This window comes from uncultured Polaribacter sp., from assembly GCF_947497695.1.
In the GTDB taxonomy this organism is placed as follows: Bacteria; Bacteroidota; Bacteroidia; order Flavobacteriales; family Flavobacteriaceae; genus Polaribacter.
Map to the genome: position 1 here is coordinate 117,186 of NZ_CANMHM010000007.1, position 23,944 is coordinate 141,129.

20 protein-coding genes are annotated in these 23,944 nt (G+C 30.3%); 12 read left to right on the top strand and 8 right to left on the bottom strand.

Features of this window, described 5'->3' with window-relative positions; translation table 11 throughout:
* Window positions 1-85 precede the first annotated feature (85 nt).
* The 6 genes from Q0731_RS09145 to pflB all read right to left on the bottom strand — a co-directional run bounded on the left by Q0731_RS09145 (window position 86) and on the right by pflB (window position 8,346).
* Complete coding sequence (locus tag Q0731_RS09145) at window positions 86-751, bottom strand: LysE family transporter (protein WP_299062999.1); 666 nt, start codon at window positions 749-751, stop codon at window positions 86-88.
* 547 nt (window positions 752-1,298) lie between these two features.
* Complete coding sequence (locus Q0731_RS09150) at window positions 1,299-2,342, bottom strand: ferredoxin--NADP reductase (RefSeq protein WP_299063002.1); 1,044 nt, start codon at window positions 2,340-2,342, stop codon at window positions 1,299-1,301.
* Between the two features lie 15 nt (window positions 2,343-2,357).
* Entirely contained in the window at window positions 2,358-3,347 is a 990-nt protein-coding gene (locus Q0731_RS09155) for an aspartate-semialdehyde dehydrogenase (RefSeq protein ID WP_299063004.1), read from the bottom strand.
* Between the two features lie 305 nt (window positions 3,348-3,652).
* Window positions 3,653-5,155, bottom strand: a complete 1,503-nt coding sequence (locus tag Q0731_RS09160) for a DUF3360 family protein (protein ID WP_299063007.1) — start codon at window positions 5,153-5,155, stop codon at window positions 3,653-3,655.
* 69 nt (window positions 5,156-5,224) lie between these two features.
* The gene (gene pflA / locus Q0731_RS09165; RefSeq protein ID WP_366915409.1) at window positions 5,225-6,007 is read right to left on the bottom strand and encodes a pyruvate formate-lyase-activating protein; all 783 of its coding nucleotides are present in this window, start codon (window positions 6,005-6,007) and stop codon (window positions 5,225-5,227) included.
* Between the two features lie 83 nt (window positions 6,008-6,090).
* A complete protein-coding gene (pflB, locus tag Q0731_RS09170) occupies window positions 6,091-8,346 on the bottom strand; it encodes a formate C-acetyltransferase (RefSeq protein ID WP_299063009.1) in 2,256 nt (751 codons plus the stop codon).
* A 283-nt stretch (window positions 8,347-8,629) separates the two neighbouring features.
* Here pflB and Q0731_RS09175 point away from each other — a divergent pair, with 283 nt between their 5' ends.
* The 10 genes from Q0731_RS09175 (at window position 8,630) to Q0731_RS09220 (ending at window position 20,771) form a co-directional block, all read left to right on the top strand.
* A complete protein-coding gene (locus Q0731_RS09175; RefSeq protein WP_299063010.1) occupies window positions 8,630-9,661 on the top strand; it encodes a rhodanese-related sulfurtransferase in 1,032 nt (343 codons plus the stop codon).
* Window positions 9,662-10,058: 397 nt separating this feature from the next.
* The gene (gene ricT, locus Q0731_RS09180) at window positions 10,059-11,522 is read left to right on the top strand and encodes a regulatory iron-sulfur-containing complex subunit RicT (protein ID WP_299063011.1); all 1,464 of its coding nucleotides are present in this window, start codon (window positions 10,059-10,061) and stop codon (window positions 11,520-11,522) included.
* Window positions 11,500-11,994: a gliding motility lipoprotein GldH gene (locus Q0731_RS09185; RefSeq protein WP_299063012.1), complete on the top strand. Its 495-nt coding sequence runs from the start codon at window positions 11,500-11,502 to the stop codon at window positions 11,992-11,994. Before ricT ends, Q0731_RS09185 begins: the two co-directional genes overlap by 23 nt.
* Before the next feature lie 66 nt (window positions 11,995-12,060).
* On the top strand, window positions 12,061-14,328 hold the full coding sequence (locus tag Q0731_RS09190) for a transglycosylase domain-containing protein (protein WP_299063014.1): 2,268 nt from the start codon (window positions 12,061-12,063) through the stop codon (window positions 14,326-14,328).
* Window positions 14,329-14,344: 16 nt separating this feature from the next.
* Entirely contained in the window at window positions 14,345-16,147 is a 1,803-nt protein-coding gene (locus Q0731_RS09195) for an AMP-binding protein (protein WP_299063017.1), read from the top strand.
* A complete protein-coding gene (locus Q0731_RS09200) occupies window positions 16,144-16,905 on the top strand; it encodes an exodeoxyribonuclease III (protein ID WP_299063020.1) in 762 nt (253 codons plus the stop codon). The genes Q0731_RS09195 and Q0731_RS09200 overlap by 4 nt, the downstream gene beginning before the upstream one ends.
* A complete protein-coding gene (locus tag Q0731_RS09205) occupies window positions 16,906-18,258 on the top strand; it encodes a lytic transglycosylase domain-containing protein (protein WP_299063023.1) in 1,353 nt (450 codons plus the stop codon). It abuts the gene before it with no gap.
* 154 nt (window positions 18,259-18,412) lie between these two features.
* Window positions 18,413-19,396 carry a DUF4837 family protein gene (locus Q0731_RS09210; RefSeq protein ID WP_299063026.1) on the top strand — a complete coding sequence of 328 codons (984 nt, stop codon included), beginning with the start codon at window positions 18,413-18,415 and terminating at the stop codon, window positions 19,394-19,396.
* 29 nt (window positions 19,397-19,425) lie between these two features.
* Complete coding sequence (locus Q0731_RS09215; protein ID WP_299063028.1) at window positions 19,426-20,043, top strand: DUF4230 domain-containing protein; 618 nt, start codon at window positions 19,426-19,428, stop codon at window positions 20,041-20,043.
* 230 nt (window positions 20,044-20,273) lie between these two features.
* On the top strand, window positions 20,274-20,771 hold the full coding sequence (locus Q0731_RS09220) for a DUF1761 domain-containing protein (protein ID WP_299063031.1): 498 nt from the start codon (window positions 20,274-20,276) through the stop codon (window positions 20,769-20,771).
* Window positions 20,772-20,838: 67 nt separating this feature from the next.
* On the opposite strand, the gene trpS is transcribed toward Q0731_RS09220, so the two are convergent.
* Window positions 20,839-21,807, bottom strand: coding sequence for a tryptophan--tRNA ligase (trpS, locus tag Q0731_RS09225; RefSeq protein WP_299063035.1), 969 nt, complete (start codon window positions 21,805-21,807; stop codon window positions 20,839-20,841).
* A 192-nt stretch (window positions 21,808-21,999) separates the two neighbouring features.
* On the opposite strand from trpS, the gene Q0731_RS09230 reads away from it, so the two are divergent.
* The gene (locus tag Q0731_RS09230; protein WP_299063038.1) at window positions 22,000-22,767 is read left to right on the top strand and encodes a lysophospholipid acyltransferase family protein; all 768 of its coding nucleotides are present in this window, start codon (window positions 22,000-22,002) and stop codon (window positions 22,765-22,767) included.
* A 69-nt stretch (window positions 22,768-22,836) separates the two neighbouring features.
* Entirely contained in the window at window positions 22,837-23,334 is a 498-nt protein-coding gene (locus Q0731_RS09235) for a hemolysin III family protein (protein WP_366915408.1), read from the top strand.
* Window positions 23,335-23,409: 75 nt separating this feature from the next.
* Here the strand turns inward: Q0731_RS09235 and Q0731_RS09240 are convergent, their stop codons facing one another.
* On the bottom strand, window positions 23,410-23,883 hold the full coding sequence (locus tag Q0731_RS09240; RefSeq protein ID WP_299063041.1) for a CYTH domain-containing protein: 474 nt from the start codon (window positions 23,881-23,883) through the stop codon (window positions 23,410-23,412).
* Window positions 23,884-23,944 lie beyond the last annotated feature (61 nt).

The window sequence follows — 23,944 nt, forward strand, 5'->3', positions numbered from 1 at the left end:
AAAGTGCATTAATTTGCTCGATAATTATTATTGGAATCTTATTGCCAAAAATAATAGGGGAAATTTTTTAATTAAAAATTGCTGTTTAATTGATTAAATCTTCAATTTTATCATTTGGTATAAAACCTTTTAGCATTAAAAGAACGCCACAAACAATTAAAATAATGCCCATGATTCTTTTTAGGCGATAAATAACTAAGGGTGTTAATTTGTTTTTTAATTGTTTTGCTAAAAGTATTTTACACAAATCTGTAAGAGCATACCCTAAAATTATGGTTGAAAAATACCAAAATATAGCTTTTTGATCCATTTTTAAAGTTGGGCCAATTACTAAAACAGTACCTAACCAAAAAGCTAAAACACCAACGTTTATAAAGTTTAAGAAATAACCTTTAACAAATAGTTTTAGATAGTTGTTTTTTATAGGGACTTCTAGAGTTTTTGTGTCTTCTAAAGCTTCTTTTTTATTTTGCCTATCAAAATATGTAATTAAGCCGTAAATAATAAGAACCAAACCACCAATAAAAAACAAACGAGGATCGTCTTTAATTTGTTCTAACAAAGATCTACTTCCATAATATGCAATTAAAATAAAAGAAATATCGCCTAAAATGACACCAACATCAAATGCAATTGCTGCTCTTGCCCCTTTTAAAATACTGATTTGAATAAGCATAAAAAAGACAGGGCCAATCATAAAAGCCATAAAAAAACCAATTAAAAAAGCATTTTTAAAGTCGTAAATATCCATAGTATAAAGGTAATTCTTTAATTACTATTTACCAATTACGAGTTTTGAAATTGTTTTGTTAGCAAAATGATTAAGAAAGAGTTAATTCCCTTTCTTTTTTAATTCATTTTGTCATTCCTGTGCAGACAGGAATCCATCATTGATATTAGATTAAACGATTATCTTAATAATTTAAAAAATCATTTATAGGTTAGATATTGTGTTTTGAGAAAGTTCGTTTAGATTCATGCCTTCGCAGGAATGACAGAATATAAAATATTATTTTAAGTATGTTTGTCATTTCGATTTTAGGAGAAATCGCATAAAGAAGCTCAAGCTTTTGTGATTACTGTTATGTGACTTCTCTCTGCGTTCGAAGTGACAATTGCTGTGGTTTTTTCCTAATATTTATGATTAACCAAACTTGCGTTAGGGATTGCAGCGACATCCTTTTTGCTTTTTCTGCAAAAAGATATAGCGGAAAGCCCGTTAAAACGCCCAAATAAAAGTAGTTTACCTACAAGGTTTTGGAAACCTTGCAGGACAATTCAATAATTACACGTTTTTTCTAAACATCATCAAAATCGATAGAAATTTTAGAAGTTGTTGGGTAAGCCTGACAAGCTAAAACCAAACCTTCATCAATTTCATCATCTGTTAAAATAGAGTTTTTAACCATAATAGCCTTTCCTTCAGTAACTTTACACATGCAAGAGCTACAAACGCCACCTTGGCAAGAGTAAGGAGCGTCTAAATCTTTACGTAAACTTGCAGACAAAATATTGTCTGTTTGTTGCATGGTAAAAGTAGTTTCTTCATCGTCTAACAAAACAGTAATTTCGGTAAAGCCTTCTTTTATTTCAGAGACAGCTTGTTCATCTACAGAAACTGTAAATAATTCAAAATGAATATTTTCTTCTGCAAAACCACGTTCTTTTAAGGTTGCAGAAACTTCGTTAATCATTTCTTCTGGGCCACATAAATAAGCACTATCAAAAGTAGTGTCTTTATAATTATTGAGGTAAAAATTGGTATGTGCTTGGTCTATTCTACCAAATAAAGTGTCTTCTTGTTGTTCTCTACTAAAAATATAATGTAGGTTAAATCTGGTAGGATTTGCTTCTTTTAAAGCATCTAATTCGTTTTTAAAAATAGTATCTACAGCTGTTTTGTTACCATAAATTAGAGTAAAAGTTGCAGAAGATTCGTTTTTTAAAACATCTTTAATCATAGATAAAACAGGTGTAATACCAGATCCAGCAGCAAACCCAATGTAATTTTTATTAGGTTTAGGTTCTAATAAAAAGTTGCCTTCTGGTTCTGCAATTTCTATAAAATTACCTTCTTTTAACTCGGAAGTTGCGTAGGTAGAAAAAGTACCGTTTTCTACAGCTTTAACAGCTACTTTTAAGTGATTATCAGTAGGAGAGGAACAAATAGAGTAGGCTCTTCTAACCTCTTTACCATTAATTGTTTTTTTTAAGGTTAAATATTGACCTGCATGAAAAGCAAATTTTGCTTTTAAATTACCGGGTATTTTAAACACAAGAGAAACCGCATTTGCGGTTTCTCTAATTACTTCTTGTATGTTTACTTTATGAAATGTTGCCATTAAAATTGTTTATTTTTATACCAAATTATTTGCAATTAAATATTCGGCTATTTGAACTGTGTTTGTAGCTGCACCTTTACGTAGGTTGTCTGCAACAATCCACAAATTTAAGGTATTTTCTTGAGATTCATCTCTTCTAATACGTCCAACAAATACTTCATCTTTATCATGGGCATTAATTGGCATTGGATATACGTTATTTGCCAAGTCATCTTCTACAATTACACCAGGAGTTGCTTCTAAAATAGCACGAACTTCTGCCAAATCAAAATCGTTTTCAAATTGAACATTTACAGCTTCAGAATGACCTCCAGCAGTAGGAATTCTAACAGCAGTTGCTGTTACAGAAAAAGAATCGTCTCTTAAAATTTTCTTTGGTTCTTTTACTAATTTCATTTCCTCTTTGGTGTAGCCATTTTCTAAGAAAACATCACAATGAGGCAAAGCATTTCTACCAATTTTATGCGGATATACCATTTCGCCTTCAATACCAGCTTCTTCATTATCTAATTGTTGTACAGCTTTTACACCTGTACCAGAAACAGATTGATAGGTAGAAATTACCACACGTTTCATTTTATATTTTAAATGCAACGGAGATAAAGCAGCTACTAACTGTATTGTAGAACAGTTTGGGTTTGCAATAATTTTATCCTCTTTTGTTAAAACATCTCCATTAATTTCTGGCACAACCAATTTTTTAGTTGGATCCATTCTCCAGGCAGAAGAATTATCAATCACAGTTGTACCTACAGCTGCAAATTTAGGAGCCCATTCTAAAGAAGTATCTCCACCAGCAGAAAATAAAGCAACATCAGGTGCCATTTTTACAGCATCAGCCAAAGTTACTATGGTATAATCCTTTCCTTTATATGATAATTTTTTACCAGCAGATCTTTCTGATGCTACAGGAATAAATTCCGTTATTGGTAAATTACGTTCTTCTAATACTTTTAACATTACTGTGCCTACCATTCCAGTTGCACCTACTACAGCTATTTTCATCGCTAATACATTTAATTTATTGAAATGCAAATATCTTAAAAATTATAATGATTTAAATTACTCAAAACCTTATAAATAACTTAAAGTTTAAAATTAAAGCAACAATTTTTCTAATGTTTAAATTTAAACTTTATTGGCATTGTCTATAACCAAGCAATCTGATTTGTTTTTTTGGAGCTATTTCCAGCTTTCCACTATATCTTTTTTCTGAAAAAGAAAAAAGGATGCCGTTTCAATCTGGGCTACAACTTGTTTGCCAGCTATTTGTTTTTTTTAAGTGAATTTTATTTAATAGACCCTTTTTGTTACAAGAAAGCATTAATACCATAACTGCCTTTTAACATACCAACTGTAAGTACAGCAGCAATACAAATTATGAGTATACTTAAAGGTATAATAAATCGATCTACCATAGATAACTTTTTAGCTCTTGCTTTGTCTCCAATGAAACCATTATTATCTAAAAACATGGCCAATGCCCAAGCCAATACAGGGTTTGTAACCATGGCCATAAAAATACAGATTCCTGCAGCCTGTGCACAGGCACTTTCTTTCACCATTTGAATTCCTGCTTCTACCATAGGTAAAAAAACACCAACTAATAATGCAATAGATCTTACAGGAGGCCAAACAGCAACATCCATTGGACTGCCTAAAATGGCAACAGCCATAACCATAAGTCCTAACAGAATTGCCCCTGCAGGAATTGGACGTTTTGCAATTGCAGCAGGAATCATATAAGTTCCCCAAGAGGAAGTAATATTTCCTCCTCCAACTGCTGTACCCACCATTTGTCTTATAGAACACATGGTCATCGTATCATCAACATCCATTAAAACTTTTTCTGTTTTTTTAGGATAATTCATTTCTTGAAAAATTCGATGTCCTAAAAAGTCTGGAGACCACATTGCTACTGCTAAAATGGCAAAAGGCAAAGAAGCTATAAAATGCTGAGAATTTGGCAAACCAAGCATCCAACCTTTTTCTGTACTTCCCCACCAATAAGCTGGGTTTAGATTAGGTAAACCCATTTGGGTTGTAAACTGAAGATCAAAACTAGCACCACCAATTAAAGCGATTAATAAAGCGGTAATTGCACAGGCAGGTATAGCCAACCAACGTTTGCCAATTCTTGCTAAATAACTATAAAGTATTACTGTAATTACTAAAATAATTAAACCTAGATATCCCATAGAACCTATTTCTATAGTAGAAGATTCTAAACCCATACTCCAATTTTGGATGGTTTTAATTTGGCTAAAAGCACCTGTAAATCCTAAAAAGATAAGTAAACCTCCAGCAACTCCTTTACTGGTTAAGTTTACCAAACGAGATCCTCCTTTAATAAAACTAAGAATTAAACCAAATAGTCCAATTAAAATAGCCAATGCTAAAGGGTGTGCACCTGCTAAAGCAATACTCGCAATCAAAGGAATCATTGGTCCATGATTGCCTGCTAAATTTGCTCTCGGATTAAAAAAACCAGAAGCCAAAATAACAAACAAAAAAGCAGGAATAATCATTTCTACTCTAGATACTTCTATGGCAAAATCCTTACCAAGTGTTATATGATCCCAAGTTGCTGTTAAGCCTTCTGCCCAAGCCATCATCACAGAAGAATACATGGCAATAATACCAAGTGTACCTGCAAGTGCTGGCACTAAATCTTCCCATTCAAATTTAAAATCTCTACCAGGTAGGTTTAGTTTATACCTTCTTGGTTTCATTATTTGTAACTCGTGTTCTAAATATTCAGACCGACTTTTAAATTCTGAAGCCGGTTTGTGTGCTTCTTTGTAAGTTTTCATGCGTTATTATATTTCAGTCGTGAAATTGAATGGATTGAACTTTGTTGAGAAAATTTAGAGTGAATTGTTTTAATTGATTTTTACTTTTTTAAAATAGGTACTTAAAATATCAGCTGCTTGTTGCAGCTCTTCTTTTGTGTTTTCTCTAGCATCTTTCAATTTATATTCCCAACCTAAAGCATCCCATTTATGAATGCCTAATTTATGGTAGGGTTGCAACTCTATTTGTTCTATAGTTTTATAATCTTTAAAATAATTACCTAATTGATGCAGTAGTTCTGGTGTGTTTGTAATATCAGGAATCAATACATAACGCAACCACATTTTTTTACCAGACTTTTCTCTGTGTTTAGCAAAATTAAACGTTGTTTCTTTATTTTTTACGCCAGTTATTTTTTGAAAACCTTCTTCTGTCATGTGTTTAATATCTAACATCACTAAATCTGTATAATTATCTAACAATTCAACAACAGGATGGTTTAAAACACGACCATTAGTATCTAAATTGGTGTGAATGCCTTCTTCTTTTAATCGTTTAAAAAAAGGAACAAGATTGTGAGCTTGTAAAACAGGTTCGCCACCAGAAACAGTTACACCACCTTTTTCGCCAAAGTAAGATTTCATTTTTAGGGCTCTTTGTACCAAGTCTTCTACTTGATGTTCTTCTCCTCCATGAGTATCAATTGTATCTGGGTTATGGCAGTATTGGCATTTTAATTTACAGCCTTGTAAAAAAATAACCATTCTAATTCCAGGGCCATCGTGCGTGCCAAAAGATTCTATGGAATGTACGTTTAAAATATTTTCTGAAGTTTTGATAACGAATAAATTTAGTTGAATAAAAAAAGGGATTCAAAATAAAATGAGGCTTTAATAATTAGGGGGAAAAGCTACATTTTAAGAGAAGAATCCCTTATCAATACATAAAAAAAACACTACATAGATTGGTGGAACGAACGAGAAATCACTTCCATTTGTTGTTCTTTAGTTAATCGAATAAAATTAACTGCGTATCCAGAAACACGTATTGTTAATTGGGGGTGGTTTTCTGGGTGCTCCATTGCATCAATTAAAGTTTCTCTGTCGAATACATTTACATTAAGGTGTTGTGCACCATGCTCAAAATATCCTGTTAAAGTTGCTGCTAAATTGTCTATTCTTTCTTCTTCTGTAGCTCCTAAAGATTTTGGAACAATAGAAAATGTATTCGAAATTCCGTCTTGAGAATCTTTATAATCAATTTTAGCTACTGAGTTTAATGAAGCAATTGCACCATTTGTATCTCTACCATGCATTGGGTTTGCACCAGGAGCAAAAGGAACACCTAAAGCTCTACCATCTGGCGTTGCACCTGTTTTTTTACCATAAACTACATTTGATGTAATGGTTAAAACAGACATGGTTGGTGTTGCATCTTTATAAACTTTTAACTTTTTCAATTCATTATTAAAGTCTTCTACACCATTGTGTGCAAAAATATCTACACTGTCATCATCATTACCATATTTAGGAAATTCTCCTTCAATTTTAAAATCTACCGTTAAACCTGCTTCATTTCTAATAGGTTTTACTTTTGCATATTTAATTGCTGATAATGAATCTGCTAAGATTGATAAACCTGCAATACCATAAGCAATATTAATATCTGGGTTGGTATCAATTAAAGCCATTTGAGCTTTTTCGTAATAGTATTTATCGTGCATGTAATGAATAATATTCATAGCATCATTATAAACCTTTGCTACTTGTTTCATGGCAATTTTATAGTTTGCCATTACTTTGTCGAAATCTAAGTATTCACTGTTGTCAGCTTCAATTCCATCAACCATTTGAGTTCCTGTAATTTCACATTTACCACCATTAATTGCTAATAATAACGTTTTAGCTAAGTTGGTTCTTGCTCCGAAAAACTGAATTTGTTTCCCTATTTCTTGGTAAGAAACACAACAAGCAATTCCATAATCATCAGAACCCCTTAAAGTTCTCATTAAATCATCATTTTCAAACTGAATAGACGAAGTATCAATGGCTACTTTAGAACAAAATTTTCTAAAATTTTCTGGTAATTTTGGCGACCATAAAACTGTAATATTTGGTTCTGGTGATGGACCTAAGTTGTATAAAGTGTGTAAGAAACGGTAGGCAGTTTTTGTTACTTTAGTTCTACCATCGTTTAACATACCACCAATTGCTTCTGTTACCCAAGTTGGGTCTCCAGCAAAAATATCATCATAAGCAGCCATTCTTAAATGACGAACCATTCTTAATTTCATTACAAATTGATCGATGAATTCTTGTGCTTCCTCTTCTGTAATAAAACCGCTTTTTAAATCTCGTTCTATATAAATATCTAAAAATGTAGACACATTCCCTAGAGACATTGCAGCACCATCTTGTTCTTTTACGGCAGCTAAATAAGCCATGTAGGTCCATTGTACTGCTTCTTGTGCAGTTTCTGCAGGTCTATTTAATTCTAAATTATAATGGTTTCCCATTACAATCATGTCTTTTAATGCTTTAATTTGTTCAGCAACTTCTTCTCTTAAACGAATAACAGCATCTGTCATTGGTCCTTCAATATGTGCTAAATCGTATTTTTTAACGGCAATTAATTGGTCAATTCCGTACAAAGCAATACGTCTATAATCTCCTATAATTCTACCACGAGCATAATTATCTGGCAAGCCAGTTAAAAATCCTAAGGAACGAAATTTTTTAATTTCAGCGTTATATGCAGAGAAAACACCATCGTTATGTGTTTTTACATATTTTGTAAAAAGTGTATTTATGTCTTCACTTGGTTTTAAACCTTGTTCTTGTAAAGCCTTTTGTACCACTTTGTAACCTCCAAAAGGTTTCATGGCTCTTTTTAAAAGTGTGTCTGTTTGTAAGCCAACAATAACTTCGTTTTCTTTATCAATGTAACCCGCTTCAAAATTAGAAATTCCAGAAATCGTTTCTGTATCTACAGAATGAACTCCTCCATTTTTTCTTTCAATTTCAGTTTGTTTTTTACAAGCTTCCCAAAGTTTTTCAGTTTTTTTACTGATACCTACTAAAAATGTATCGTCTCCATAATAAGAAACAATGTTTTGCAAAACAAAATCTCTAACATTAATAGAGGTATTCCAAACCCCTTTATTAAATTCGATTCTCTCTGGTTTTTCTAAGATAATTTCTTGTACTTCCATGATAGTAATATTTTAAGTTTTTTATGTATTTCTCAGTGATATCACAAATTTAGGTTTGAAATAAATTTTAAAATATGATAAATATTAGGTTTTAAAAAATAATTAAGAAAACGATATAGTTATTTAGTTCTTGATTTTCAGAAGAGTAAAAAAATATTGTCTTATTTAAATTTTCTTTAGAAAATGATTAGTTTTGCAGAATTACTATCATTTTATGGTAATAGAAAGAGTAAAACTGAAATATTTTCAGTAAAAAAATAACGTTAAATTTAAAAAGTATAGCATGCAACTGTACAATAAATTAAGCGCCATAGAACGTGCTGCATTAATAGACGAAGCTGGCAAAGACCGCTTAACAATTTCTTTTTATCAATATTACAAGATAGAAAACCCACAATTATTTAGAGATAAATTATTTTTAGAATGGAACGAACTTGATGTTTTAGGAAGAATTTATGTTTCTTTTGAAGGCATAAATGCTCAATTATCTGTTCCGTCTGAAAATTTTTATGCCTTAAAAGATCAATTAGATAGTATTTCTTTTTTAAAAGATATTCGTTTAAATATTGCTGTAGAACAAGATAATAAGTCGTTTTTAAAGCTAAAAGTAAAAGTACGAGACAAAATTGTTGCCGATGGTTTAAATGATAACACTTTTGATGTAACTAACAAAGGGGTACATTTAAACGCAAAAGAATTTAATGAAATGTTAGCAAATCCAAACACAGTTTGTGTCGATATGCGTAACCATTACGAAAGCGAAATTGGTCATTTTGAGGGAGCAGTAACGCCAGATGTTGATACTTTTAGAGATTCTTTAGATATTATTGAAGAAGATTTAAAAGATAACAAAGAAGATAAAAATTTATTGATGTATTGTACAGGTGGAATTCGTTGTGAAAAAGCATCTGCTTATTACAAACACAAAGGTTTTAAAAATGTTTTTCAATTAGAAGGTGGCATTATAGAATATACACGTCAAGTAAAAGATCAAGGGGTTGAAAATAAATTTATAGGTAAAAATTTTGTTTTTGATCACAGAAGAGCAGAAAAAATTACAGATGATGTTGTTGCTAATTGTCATCAATGTGGTAAAGCTTGTGATACTCATACTAATTGTGCTAATGAAGCTTGCCACTTGTTGTTTATTCAATGTGATGCATGTTCTGAAACGATGGAGAATACCTGTTCTACTGATTGTAAAGAAATAATTCAATTGCCCTTTGAGAAACAAAAAGAACTTAGAAAAGGAAAAGGAAATAGCAATAAAATCTTCAAAAAGGGTAGAAGTGAAGTTTTAAAGTTTAAGAAATAAAATCATGAAAAATATTGATATTAAGAGTTCTTTATCAGAAAAAGAAACAAATTATTTACTTTCTGTTGAAAATGGAAAATTTTACTAAAATCTATCAATGAATTGAAAGAAAGTAAAGTTGTGACGAAAAAATAGAAGAATTAGTTTAGGGCGAAGGTTTTTTTTGAATTTATTTAGATAAAAGTAATTATAAAGATAAAGACTTCAATTTTGAGGTCTTTTTTTTGTAAAAAATTAGCCTTTTAAGTTTCATCGAGATTTCATATATTTACTGATTAAGCAATAAATAATATTTTTATTGTAAATAATTGAATATCAATTTTTAAAAAACCTTTAGGTTTAGGTTTTGGTCTGTTTTATAAACAACTAAAGTCTAAAAACTAAAGACTAGATATATATGGCATGTGGAAGTTGTGGTACAACAGAAGATGGAGTACCAAAGGGATGTAAAAGTAACGGTAATTGTGGGAGTGGCACTTGTGGAAGTGGTAGTAATAAACTAGCTGTTTTTGATTGGTTGTCTAATATGACATTACCTTCAGGACAAGAAAGATTCAATATTTTTGAAGTCCGTTTTAAAAACGGAAGAAAGCATTTTTACAAAAACCCAGATAATTTACCCATTACTATGGGAGATATTGTAGCCACAGAAGGTTCTCCAGGGCATGATATTGGTACAGTTTCTTTAGCTGGTGAATTGGTAAAAGTGCAAATGAAAAAACGCAAAATTACTGCAGATGATGATGTAAAGAAAATTTATAGAAAAGCAAGCCAAAGAGATATTGATATTTGGCAACAATCTAGAGCCAAAGAAGAAGAAACTCAAAGAAAAGGAAGAGAAATTTTAGGTCGTTTAGGTTTAAAAATGAAACTTTCTGATGTAGAATATCAAGGAGATGGCAACAAAGCGACTTTTTACTATACAGCAGAAACAAGAGTAGATTTTAGACAATTAATTAGAGATTTGGCAGGTGCTTTTTCTATTCGCGTAGAAATGAAACAAGTAGGTGCTAGGCAAGAAGCAGCACGTTTAGGTGGTGTTGGTTCTTGTGGTAGAGAATTGTGTTGTTCTACTTGGTTAACAGATTTTAGAAAAGTAACAACTTCTGCTGCTCGTTATCAACAATTATCACTAAACCCGTTAAAGTTAGCAGGACAATGTGGTAAGTTAAAATGCTGCTTAAATTTTGAACTTGATACATACTTAGACGCCTTAAAGTCGTTTCCTAAACAAGATTTGGTTTTAAAAACTGAAAAAGGAGATGCTGTTTTTGTAAAGATGGATATTTTTAAAGAACATCTTTGGTATACTTATAAAGAAGAGCGTTTTAAATGGTTTAGATTAACTTTAGAACAAGTTTTAGAAATTGTAGCTCTTAACAAAAATAATAAAAAATCTATTTCTTTAGAAGAGTATGAAGCAGATGTTGAAATTATTGAAAAAGTAGACTTTGAAGATGCAGTTGGTCAGGATAGTTTAACACGTTTTGATGTACCTAAAACAAACAATCGTAAACGAAATAATAGAAATAAGAATAAGCATAAGAAAAAACCTGTTGGAGCAGTTGCTAACAATAACAACAATAGTAACAAACCAAAAGCGAAGCAAAATCCAAATCAAAAAAGAAAACCTCAGGGTAAAAAGCAGGTAAACCCAAATCAGAATCCAAACCAAAAGCCAAAGGTCAATCAAAACCCAAATCAGAAACCAAGACCACAATCTAAATCTAAACCTCAAGGAACTTTAAATAACCAAGAAGGTAATCCTAAAAAGGCAAATAAGCCAAGAAGAAACAATAGAAATCGTAAAAATAATAACCCAAATAACAACGCTAAAAATGAAAATAAATCAGAAAAATAGTTCTTTTTTGGTTGTTGTAGCAGCGTTTTTTTTGATGTTTTCTTGTAATGATAGCATTGATTTTAATACCTATAAATCCATCCAACAAAAAGGTTGGAAAGCAAATGAAAAGGTATTGTTTGAGTTTGATGTAAAAGATACCATTTCTCCTAAAAATTTATTTGTCAATATTAGAAACAATAGTGCTTATGCTTTTAGTAACTTGTATATAATTACTGAACTTAGTTTTCCTGATGAAACGCTTGTTGTTGATACATTACAGTATGAAATGGCAGATAAAACAGGCAGGTTTTTAGGAGAAGGTTTTACAGAAATAAAGGAAAATAAATTGTTTTATAAAGAAAAAAAGGCATTTCCAATTTCTGGTAAATATACCTTAAGTGTTCGTCATGCAATGCGTAAAAACGGAGCGATTGAACAAATAGAATTTTTAAAAGGAATTCAAGATGTTGGGTTAAGTATAGAAAATTAGAGGAGTTCCTTAATTTTAAAAGAAAAATAATAAAATTTCAACAATGTTGAAAAACAGTTTTTTATGATGACAAAAAAGAAAACGACGAATTTTAAAAAATACATTAAATGGTTTTGGGCAATTATCCTTGGGGGATTTGCATTTATATTACTATTGTTTTTAATTGCTTCTTGGGGATGGTTAGGAAAGTTGCCAACTTTTGAAGAATTAGAAAATCCTGAGAACAACTTAGCAACAGAAGTTATTTCTTCAGATGGTAAGACGTTGGGGAAATATGCAACAGAAAATAGAACACCAATTAAGTTTAAAGACTTGCCAGATAATATTATAAAAGCTCTAGTAGCCACTGAAGATGAACGTTTTTATGACCATTCTGGTATTGATTTTAAAGGCACTGCAAGAGCAATTCTAAAACCTGGAAGTGGTGGAGCAAGTACAATTACACAACAATTAGCAAAAATGTTGTTTACAGGGAAAGCTTCTAGAAATATTTTTTTAAGAGTCGGTCAAAAACTAAAAGAATGGGTAGTTGCCACAAAGTTAGAAAGACAATATACCAAGAATGAAATCTTAACAATGTATTTAAATAAATACGATTTTCTAAATCAAGCAGTTGGTATTCGTTCTGCTGCACGTATTTATTTTGGAAAAGAACCTAAAGAACTTTATGTAGAGGAATCTGCAATGTTGGTTGGAATGTTAAAAAACTCATCATTATTTAATCCTTTAAGAAGGGCTGAAAGAGTAAAACAACGTAGAAATGTTGTCTTGAAACAAATGAACAGAAGTGAGTTTATCAGTTTAAAACAAAAAGATTCATTACAAAAATTAGATTTAGGTTTAAATATTAATAAAGAAGGGCATAGTGATGGTTCTGCCACTTATTTTAGATCTCATTTACAAAAAATGCTTAGAAAATGGGTTCAGAAAAATCCAAAGCCAAACGGAGAAGAATACAATATTTTTAGAGATGGTTTAAAAATATATGTAACCATAGATTCTAGAATGCAAAAATATGCAGAAGAAGCTATTGAAGAGCATATGTCTAATTTGCAATCGTACTTTTTTAAGGAGCAAAAAAATAACAAAACAGCTCCTTTTTATGATATCGAAACAGCTCAAATCAATGGAATTATAGAAAGAGCTAAGAAAAATTCTGACAGATATAAACGATTAAAAAAATACGGAAAATCTAAAAAATACATAGACAAGGTTTTCAATACAAAAACTAAAATGAGTGTTTTTTCTTGGAAAGGAATTAAAGACACCATTTTATCGCCTAATGATTCCATTAAATACTATAAATATTTTTTACGTTCTGGCTTATTATCCATAGAACCACAATCTGGTCATATAAAAGCTTGGGTAGGAGGTATTGATAATAAACATTTTAAATATGATGCAGTTGCACAACAGAAAAGACAAGTGGGTTCTACTTTTAAGCCATTTGTGTATGCAGCAGCAATTAATCAATTAAAATTATCTCCATGTGATGAGTTTCCAAATATTCCATACACAATTCCTAAAGGAAAATATGGCATACCAGAAGAGTGGACTCCAGAAAACTCTGATAAGAAGTATGGAGGAATGTTAAATTTAAAAGATGGTTTAGCAGGTTCTGTAAATACAATGTCTGCAAGATTAATAGATATGGTGGGGCCAGAAAACGTAGCTCGTTTGGCAAAATCTTCTGGAATTGAAAGTGATGTACAAGCAAATCCATCCATTGCATTAGGTGCCATAGATTTGTCTTTATTAGAAATGGTAAGTGCTTATGCTACGTTTGCAAACAAAGGTTTGCGTGTTTCTCCAATGATTTTAACAAGAATAGAAGACAAAAACGGGACTGTTTTACAGGAGTTTACACCAGAAACAAAAGAAGTTTTAAGTGAAGAGTCTGCTTATGTAGTTTTAGATTTATTAAAAGGTGTGGTGCAATCTGGTTCTGGAGTTCGTTTAAAAACTACCTGGAAAAAAGCATCTTATATAACTGGGCATCCTTATAAATTTACCAACCCAATTGCTGGTAAAACAGGTACAACTCAAAATCAATCTGATGGATGGTTTATGGGTATTGTACCTAATTTAGCAACAGGTGTTTGGACTGGAGGAGAGGATAGAGCAACCCATTTTGCAGGGATTTCTAAAGGACAGGGAGCTACAATGTCATTGCCTTCTTGGGCATTATATATGCAGAAATGTTATGCAGATAAAACTTTAAATGTTAGTCAAAAAGATTTTGATAAGCCAGACAATTTATCTATTAGAATTGATTGTAATAATAAATCATCAGATGAAAAAGATGAAATTATAGAAGAAGATACAGATTTTTAGGTCTAAAAAAATAATGATGACTTGGAGTCCTACAAAAGAAATTATACATACTTCTAATATTGGTAAAATGATGCAAAAGCATTCTTTTACCAATTATAATGATTTTTGGAAATGGACAGTAGAAAATAAAGCTGATTTTTGGAAAGAAACCATTAAAAACCTTAATATTCTGCAAGAAAAAGAGGCATCTAATATTTTAAATATTGATGATGGAGTAGAAAATGCAAAATGGCTTTATGGAGCAAAACTAAATATTGTAGATTCTTGTTTTCAGAATGATAAAAATGCTACTGTACTTGTTTTTCAAAAATCAAATAAAGCAATTCAAAAGGTAAGTCAGCAAGAATTATTACATTTAGTAAACAGAATTGCCAATAGTTTTACTGATTTCAATCTTAAAAAAGGAAATACAATTGCTATAAACTTACCAATGACGCTAGAAGCAGTTGCCATTTATTTAGCTGCTATAAAAGCAGGAATAAATGTAGCCACAGTTGTAGATAGTTTTTCATCAAAAGAAATAGCAGTAAGATTTAAAATTACCAAACCAAAATTGGTTTTTACACAAGATGTTTTAGAAAGAGGCGATAAAATAATACCACTTTATGCTAAAGTATCAGAAACAAATCCAGAGAAAATAGTTGTAGTTAGTTTTAAAGAGGATAAAATTTCTTTAAGAAAAAACGATGTTTTTTGGAGTCATTTTTTATCAACTAATACCAATTTTAATTCAGTAAAACTAGCTCCAGAAGAAATTACAACCATTTTATTTTCATCAGGTACAACTGGCGTTCCAAAAGCGATTCCTTGGAATCATACAACACCAATTAAAGCTGCTTCAGATGGGTATTATCATCATAATATTCAGCAAAATGATGTAGTTTGTTGGCCAACAAACTTAGGTTGGATGATGGGACCTTGGCTTGTATTTGCATCTTTAATCAACAAAGCTACAATTGCATTGTATTACGATTCGCCATTAATAGCTGGTTTTGGAGAATTTGTACAAAACGCAAAAGTTACCATGTTAGGTATTGTGCCAAGTATTGTGAAACAATGGGAAAACACTAAAATAATGGAGCAATTTAATTGGAATTCTATTCAGTGTTTTAGTTCTACTGGCGAAGTTTCTAACCCAACAGAAATGAAATATTTAATGAATCTGGCAAATAATAAACCAATTATAGAATATTGTGGAGGTACAGAAATTGGAGGAGGTTATATTACAAGTACAGTTGTACAAGAAAATAGGCCAAGTACTTTTTCATCAAAAGTTTTGGGTGGAGATTTTGTTGTTTTAGATGAAAATGGAGAAGAATCTAATAAAGGAGAAGTTTTTATCATTCCCCCAATAATGGGATTGTCTACAGTATTGTTAAATAAAAATCATCGTAAAGAATATTACGAAAATACACCAAAATTCAAGATGAAATTAAGACGTCATGGAGATGAGGTTCATCAACTTAAAAATGGGTATTTTAAAGTTTTAGGGCGAGTAGATGATGCTTTAAATTTGGGAGGAATAAAAGTGAGTGCCACTCAAATAGAAGAAATAGTTCAACAACTTACTTTTGTTAAAGAATCTGCTGCAATTGGAGTTGCTCCAAAAGAAGGAGGTCCCAATAAATTGGTTGTTTTTTATGTTGAAAACACAGAAAATAATCAAGAAATAGATCGATTACAAAAAGCAAAACAAATCATTAAAAAAGAATTGAATCCTTTATTTAAAGTTTCAGAATTAGTAAAAATTGTTAGTTTGCCAAGAACAGCATCTAACAAAGTAATGAGACGAAAATTAAGAGAAATTTATACAACATGAAAATAATATCATACAATGTAAATGGCATTAGAGCCGCATTAAAAAAAGGTTTTTTAGAATGGTTAGAAGCTGCAAAACCAGATGTAATTTGCATACAAGAAACCAAAGCACATAAAGAGCAATTAGATCTTACAGCATTTGAAAATGCTGGGTATCCATATCATTATTGGTTTTCTGCACAAAAAAAAGGCTATTCTTCTGTGGCTATTTTATGTAGGCAAAAACCAAACCATATTGAATATGGCACAGGTATAGAATCGATGGATTTTGAAGGTAGAAATTTACGTGTAGATTTTGATGATGTTTCTATAATGAGCTTGTATTTACCTTCTGGTACAAATTCTGAAAGGTTAGATTTTAAGTTTAAATTTATGGATCAATTTCAAGAGTACATCAATAATTTAAAACAAGAACTACCTAATTTAGTTATTTGTGGTGATTATAATATTTGCCATGAAGCCATTGATATTCACAACCCTAAAATGAAAGGAGTTTCTGGTTTTTTACCAGAAGAAAGAACTTGGATTGGAGAATTTATAAATAACGGATTTATAGATAGTTTTCGCTTTTTAAATCAAGAGAAACAAGAATATTCTTGGTGGAGTTATAGAGCAAATTCTAGGGCAAATAATAAAGGTTGGCGTTTAGATTATGCCATGGTTTCAGAACCATTAAAAGAAAAAATTACAAGAGCCTATATTTTGCCAGAAGCAAAACATTCAGACCATTGTCCAATTGTTGTAGAGTTAGCTGTTTAAATGAAAAAAATATTCATATTTCTGCTTTTAAGCACTACTATTTTTTCTCAAGAAAAAAAAGACAGCATTTTAAATATTAAAAGAGATACGTTATTAATTGACAAAGATTCTTTAATAGAAACGGTTAAATTAGATACATTGTCGATTGTAAAAGATTCGATAATACAGCCTGTTAAACCTACACTTTATTCTGATAACGATTTAAATATTTTAGACAGTTTACTTATAGAAAATAAGTTTAGCTCGTCTTTGGTAGATTCATTTGAGTATGTAATTAATGATAAAGATATTATAGGTGAAGTAATAACGGTTTTAACAACTGATTTATTAAAGTTTCGACTTGCTAATTTAAATAAAACGACCCCATTTAATTTAGCATACAATCCTACTTTAGAGCAAGTTATTAATAGTTATTTATCACATCGAAAAAGATATTATCCTGCATTAATGGCAAAAGCTAAGTACTATTTTCCAATGTTTGAGCAATATTTAGATCAATATGATATACCTTTAGAAATGAAGTATTTAGCAATTGTAGAATCTGCTTTAAGACCAAAAGTAAAATCTGGAGTAGGAGCAACAGGTATTTGGCAATTTATGTATGGAACAGGAATAGAGTTTGGCTTAAAAGTCAGTTCTTATGTAGATGAACGTCAAGATCCTGTAAAAGCAACCATTGCAGCATGTAAATATTTAAGTCAGTTATTTGCTGTTTTTGGCGATTGGGATTTAGCTTTGGCAGCTTATAATTCTGGTCCAGGAAATGTTAGAAAAGCAATAAAAAGATCTGGAGGTTATAAAAATTATTGGAATATAAGGCCTTATTTACCAAGAGAAACAGCAAGTTATGTACCTGCATTTTATGCAACTATGTATATTTTTAAGCATGCAGCAGATCACAATATTTATGCTGAAGTACCTGAGTTTTATAATTTTCAAACAGATACAATTCATATAAAAAGAACGATAAGTTTAGGTCAGATTTCAGAAAAACTGAATATTGATGAAGAAATTTTATCAAACTTAAACCCTTCTTATAAGTTAGCTATTATTCCGTTTGTTAAAGATAGAAATTATACTGTTAGATTGCCAAGTAATAAAATTGTTGAGTTTTTAGATAAAGAAAAAGAAATTTATGCTTTGGCAGATTTTGATGATGCCCAAAGAGAAAAACCATTACCTAAATATTTTGAAATGGATAGTAGTATTCGTTACAAAGTAAAAAGTGGAGATTTTTTAGGGAAAATTGCTAATAGGTATGGAGTACGTGTTAGTGATTTAAAACGCTGGAATAGACTAAAGAGTAATAGTTTAAAAATAGGGCAAAGATTAACTGTGTATCCAAAAAAATAGCTAGATAAAAGGCTTTGGCTAAACTTAAAAAAGAAATTTTTATTGAGCGTATTTCTTTTTGTTATATTTATTTCATCAAACTAAAAAAACGGAATAATATTTGGTATAGAACTAAAATCAAAGTCCAAATTTAAAACTAACAAAACTAAAATTTATGAAAAAATTATACATCTTATTTGTATTTATCGTTTTACTAACATCTTGTGTTGGAAATGATAAATTTGTTTTGCGTGATTCTATGGGTAAAATAAATAAGGTAATGGTTGTTGCCAAGTCAAGTGATTGGAATGGTAATATAGGTAAAGAAATAAGAAATTCTTTCGGAGAAATTATGGTTGGTTTGCCACAATCAGAACCTATTTTATCAGTTTCTCAAATTGCTCCAAATGGATTTGGAAATATGATGAAAGTAAGTAGAAATGTGCTAATAATTGGTGTTGCTGATAAAGAACAATTCTTTGTAAAAAACAATGTATATGCACAGCCACAAACCATAATTTATGTGTATGCTAAAGATAATGACGCTGTTGTAAAATTGTTTAAAAAGCACGAAAAAGAAATTATAAAAACGTTTATAGCGTCAGATATTAGTATGACGCAAAACGTATTCGCAAAAACCAAATTAGATGATTCTCAATTTAAAACACTGCAAAATTTAGGAGTTTCTTTAACCATTCATGATAAATTTAATAAAGTTGATGACACAGGAGAATTCTTGTGGTTACGTCATCATTTAACAAGTGGAATTGCAAAAACAGGAAGCAATAATATATTGGTATATTCAGTTCCTTTAGAAGATGAAACCCAGGTTTTAGACAGTATTGTTGCTGTTAGAAATAGAATAGGTAAAAAGTACATTCCTGGTTCAGACCCAGAAACCATGTACATGATTACAGAAGAAGCATACATGCCTTTTACTTTTGATGTAACTATTGATGGAAAAAAAGCTTATGAAACTCGTGGAAAATGGGAAGTGAAAAACGATTTTATGGCTGGACCATTTTTAAACTATACAGTGGTAGATAAAAAAAATAATAGACTCATTGTTTTTGAAGGATTTACGTACGCACCTTCTGTAAATAAAAGAGCTTTTTTGTTTGAATTAGAAGCGATTGCAAAATCGATGGTTATAAAATAAGTTTATGTATTTATCAGTATTTTTATAATATGGAATTAATTATTTTAGGATTAATTGTTGGTTTAGGGATTTCTTACCTAATATCTCAAAAATTTTCTTTATCAAAGAAGAAAAACTTAACAGAAAAACAATCCGTTATTTTGTTAGATAAAATTAGAAAAGTTTCAAAATTAATTACTGTAGAAGGAGATTTTTCTGAGATTTATCATCATGAAAACACAAAAGAAAAATTTTGGGGAAGTATTGTTAGCAAGAAAAAAGCAATTATTTTAATTACTGCAAAAGCACATATTGGTTTCGATTTCAGAAAAATTAAACTGCATTCTGATGTAAAAAACAAACAAATTATCTTATCAGAATTTCCATTACCAGAAGTATTGTCTATTGAAACAGATACTAAGTTCTATGATATTCAAAATGGGTATTTAAACAAGTTTGATACGCAAGATTTATCTACCTTAAATAAAGAGGCTAAAGAACATGTTTTAAGTAAAATACCTAATAGTAACTTAATTCATTTGGCAAACAAAGAAGCCTTAGAAGCCATTATTTTAATGGAAAACTTAGTGGAAACGATTGGTTGGAAATTAGATTATACAGCTTTAAAGACCAATAAAGAAGCGAATTTAAAACTTAAAGATAGTTAATTTAAGAATTAACAATTGGTAAAGAATTACTCTACAATAAAAAAAGCCACAAATACACAAATTTTTATTTTTCCATTGCTGTTATTGTATAATTATGCGTTTTATTAGTGCATTTGTGGTTAGATAATTTTAAATTAAAAGTATCATTCTGCTATAAAGTAACAATCTAACAATTAAACGATTCATTTCATTTTGATTACATTTGGTAAACAACTAAAAACTTTTTTATCATGGAAATGAACTTTTACATCTTTTTTATTGCAGCTTTAGTACCAATGTTTATTGGCTTTATTTGGTATGGTCCTTTATTTGGAAATGCTTGGATGCATCAATTGGGTTTTACTAAAGAATCTTTACAAGGCACAAATATGTTTAAAACGCTTATTATTTGTTTTGTACTTAGTTTTTTAATTGCATTTGCTTTAATGCCAATGGTTATTCATCAAATGGGGGTTTATTCTACATTAGCAGGAGAGCCAGGTTTTAATGATCAAACAGGTGAGGCTTTCTCTTATTTCGAAAATTTTGTAACAACTTATAGTGATCGTTTTAGAACTTTTAAGCATGGAGCTTTTCACGGAGTTATTTTTAGTTTTTTCTTAATAATGCCTGTTATAGGAATCCAAGCATTGTTTGAGAAAAAAACGTTTAAATATGTAGCCATTCATACAGGTTATTGGGTTGTAACTTTAGCAATTATGGGAGGTATTATTTGCCAATGGGTATAGTATAATCTTTAAAAGTAAATAAAAAAAAAACCACGCAAATTGCGTGGTTTTCCTATTATACAATCGTTTAATAACCAATTTTTTCTCTTACTCTTTGTAAAACATCATTGGCAACTACCGTCGCTTTTTGTGCTCCAATTTCTAAAGCACTATCAATTTCATGTTTGTTTTCCATAAAATGATGGTAACGCTCTCTTACTGTTGCAAATTTATCTAAAATTAATTCATACAAGGCTTGTTTTGCATGTCCATAACCATAATTCCCACCTTCATAATTTGCTCTCATTTCACTAATTTGAGCGTCAGAAGCAAGTAATTTATACAAACCAAAAACATTATCAGTATCTGGGTTTTTAGGTTCTTCTAAACCTTTACTATCCGTTTTAATACCCATTATTTGTTTTCTTAGTTTTTTATCGGGTAAGAAAATATTAATGATATTATTTCTAGACTTACTCATTTTTTCTCCATCAATACCAGGAACTAATTTTGTGTTTTCTTGTATTTTTGCTTCTGGTACAACTAATGTATCACCAACAATATTGTTAAATCTATTGGCAACATCACGTGTCATTTCTAAATGTTGCAATTGGTCTTTTCCTACCGGAATTATTTCTGCATCATACAATAAAATATCAGCAGCCATTAACATTGGGTAGTTAAATAACCCAGAATTTACATCAGATAATCGATCTGATTTGTCTTTAAAACTATGGGCTAATGTTAATCTTTGATACGGAAAAAAACAGTTTAAATACCACGTTAATTCTGTTGTTTGTGGCACATCACTTTGTCTGTAAAAAACAGTTTTATCAATATTTAATCCACAAGCTAACCAAGTAGCTGCAGTACTATAAGTATTTTCTCTTAAAACTTTACCGTCTTTAATTTGTGTTAAAGAATGTAAATCAGCAATAAATAAAAAAGCTTCATTTTCTGGATTATTGGCCATTTCTATGGCAGGTAAAATTGCCCCTAATAAATTTCCTAGATGTGGTGTTCCTGTGCTTTGTACGCCTGTTAAAATTCTTGACATTAAATTATATTTTAAACAATCATTTTTTAAAAACAATGATTATAGTTTATCACTTTGAGAGCGTAAAAATAACCTTTTATGTTATAAAAACGAACATCAAAAAGATTATTACTATTTTTACCGACAAAGTGAAATTTAATAGCCTAAATTTTATTCTTTTTAGTACAAGATTATTTAACATTTGTAGCTACTGTGAAATATATTAAAATTCCTTTTCTTTTAATTTGGCGTTTGTGGTTTTACACCTTAATGATGTCTAGTGTTATCCTTTTATCTCCTTTTTTGTTGCTTTTTTGTTTCAAAGAAAAACATTACCGTTATTTTTGGAAAGTTGCCAGAATTATAGCTAACGTTTTAATTTACGGAATGGGATTTGGATTAAAGGTTCAGTTTGATGAAGAAATTGAACCCCATAAAAGTTATATGTTTTGTCCCAATCACACTTCTTTAATGGATCCTTTTATATTGATTGCTTTAAGTAAAAATCCTATTGTATTTGTTGGTAAAAAGGAGTTGGCTAAAATACCCATTTTTGGTTTTTTCTACAAAAGAACGGTTATTATGGTAGATAGAAGTAATCCTGAAAGTAGAAAAAGAGTCTATGAAATGGCTAAAAAGAGATTGCAAAACGGAGTTAGTATGGCCATTTTTCCTGAAGGATTAGTACCTAGTGAAGAGGTGGTTTTAGCACCATTTAAAAAAGGAGCATTTGCGTTGGCAATTGAATTTGAAATACCAATTGTACCACAAGTCTATTACGATTGTAAACGTTTTTTTTCTTGGGATATTTTTAAAGGAGGTTTAGGTACTTTTAGAGTGCATCAGCATCAATTTATTGCAACAAAAGGGTTTACTATTGATCAAATGAACATTTTAAAAGATAAAGTTTTTGATATGATGTATAATGATTTAATAAATGATGAAAAATACATGATAGATACTAATAGAAAAAATGAGTAAAAAATTGAATCACACTTATTCAGAGGCAGAAGAACGTTTAAATGTTTGGTCTCATGCTTTGCTTTGGGTTTGGTTGCAAGTTGTATAGCGTTTCCTTTTTTAATTGTAAAAGCAAATAGTTATTTAGAATTTTGGAATGTAATTAGTTTTCTAATTTATGGTTTTAGCTTAATTATTTTATTTGCAGCATCTACTTTTTACCACGCTGCTAAAAATTCGCAGAAAAGAAGACAGTTAAATATTTTAGATCATGCTGCAATTTATGTATTAATTGCTGGTAGTTATACACCTTTTTGTCTGGTAGCTTTAGACTCAAAATTAGGGTGGTATCTATTTATTGCTGTTTGGGTTTTTGCTTTTATCGGTATTATTTTAAAGTTATTTTTTACCGGAAAATTTAATGTAATTTCTACAGCAATGTATCTTTTAATGGGTTGGCAAGTGTTATTATTTATAAAACCATTAATGAATGTACTGACAAGTTTTGGTTTTAATTTATTACTTGCAGGAGGAATATTTTATACTGTAGGAGCTATTTTATACTCCATCAAAAAAATACCATTTTAACCATGTAATCTTTCATGTATTTGTATTGTTGGGAAGTAGTAGTCACTTTTTTGCAATTTACTATTTGTAATTATTTTACATCCAATCTTTAAAAGGATGTTTACTTATACTAGAATTATAGTATTTAATTTGACCTGTAACTTCTGTTTTTAGCCATTTTGGTTTTGTAAAAACTTCATTTTCATGAGTTAGTTCTATTTCAGCAACAATTAAACCTTTATTATCACCATAAAATTCATCAACTTCAAAAGTATGCTTACCTGCTTTAACTAAATATCTTGTTTTATCAATAATGCTTGGCTCACAAAGTAATAGAAGGTTTTCTGCATCTTGTTTTTTTATTTCTTTTTCCCATTCAAACCTAGTTGTACCAGAAGCGTTAGATGTTCCTTTTATCGTTATAAAAGCTTTGTCATCAGCAATTCTAACCCTAACAGTTCTTATTTTGTCAGAATTTAAATACCCTTGTTTGATGTTTTTCTTAGCGTAACTTTCATTTTTAAAATCGGTATTCTTAACTAAAAATTTTCTTTCAATTTCAGTATTCATAAAATCTAATGGTTTTTGTACTAATGTAAGGTGTTTTATCGTTATTGTAACAATAAATAAA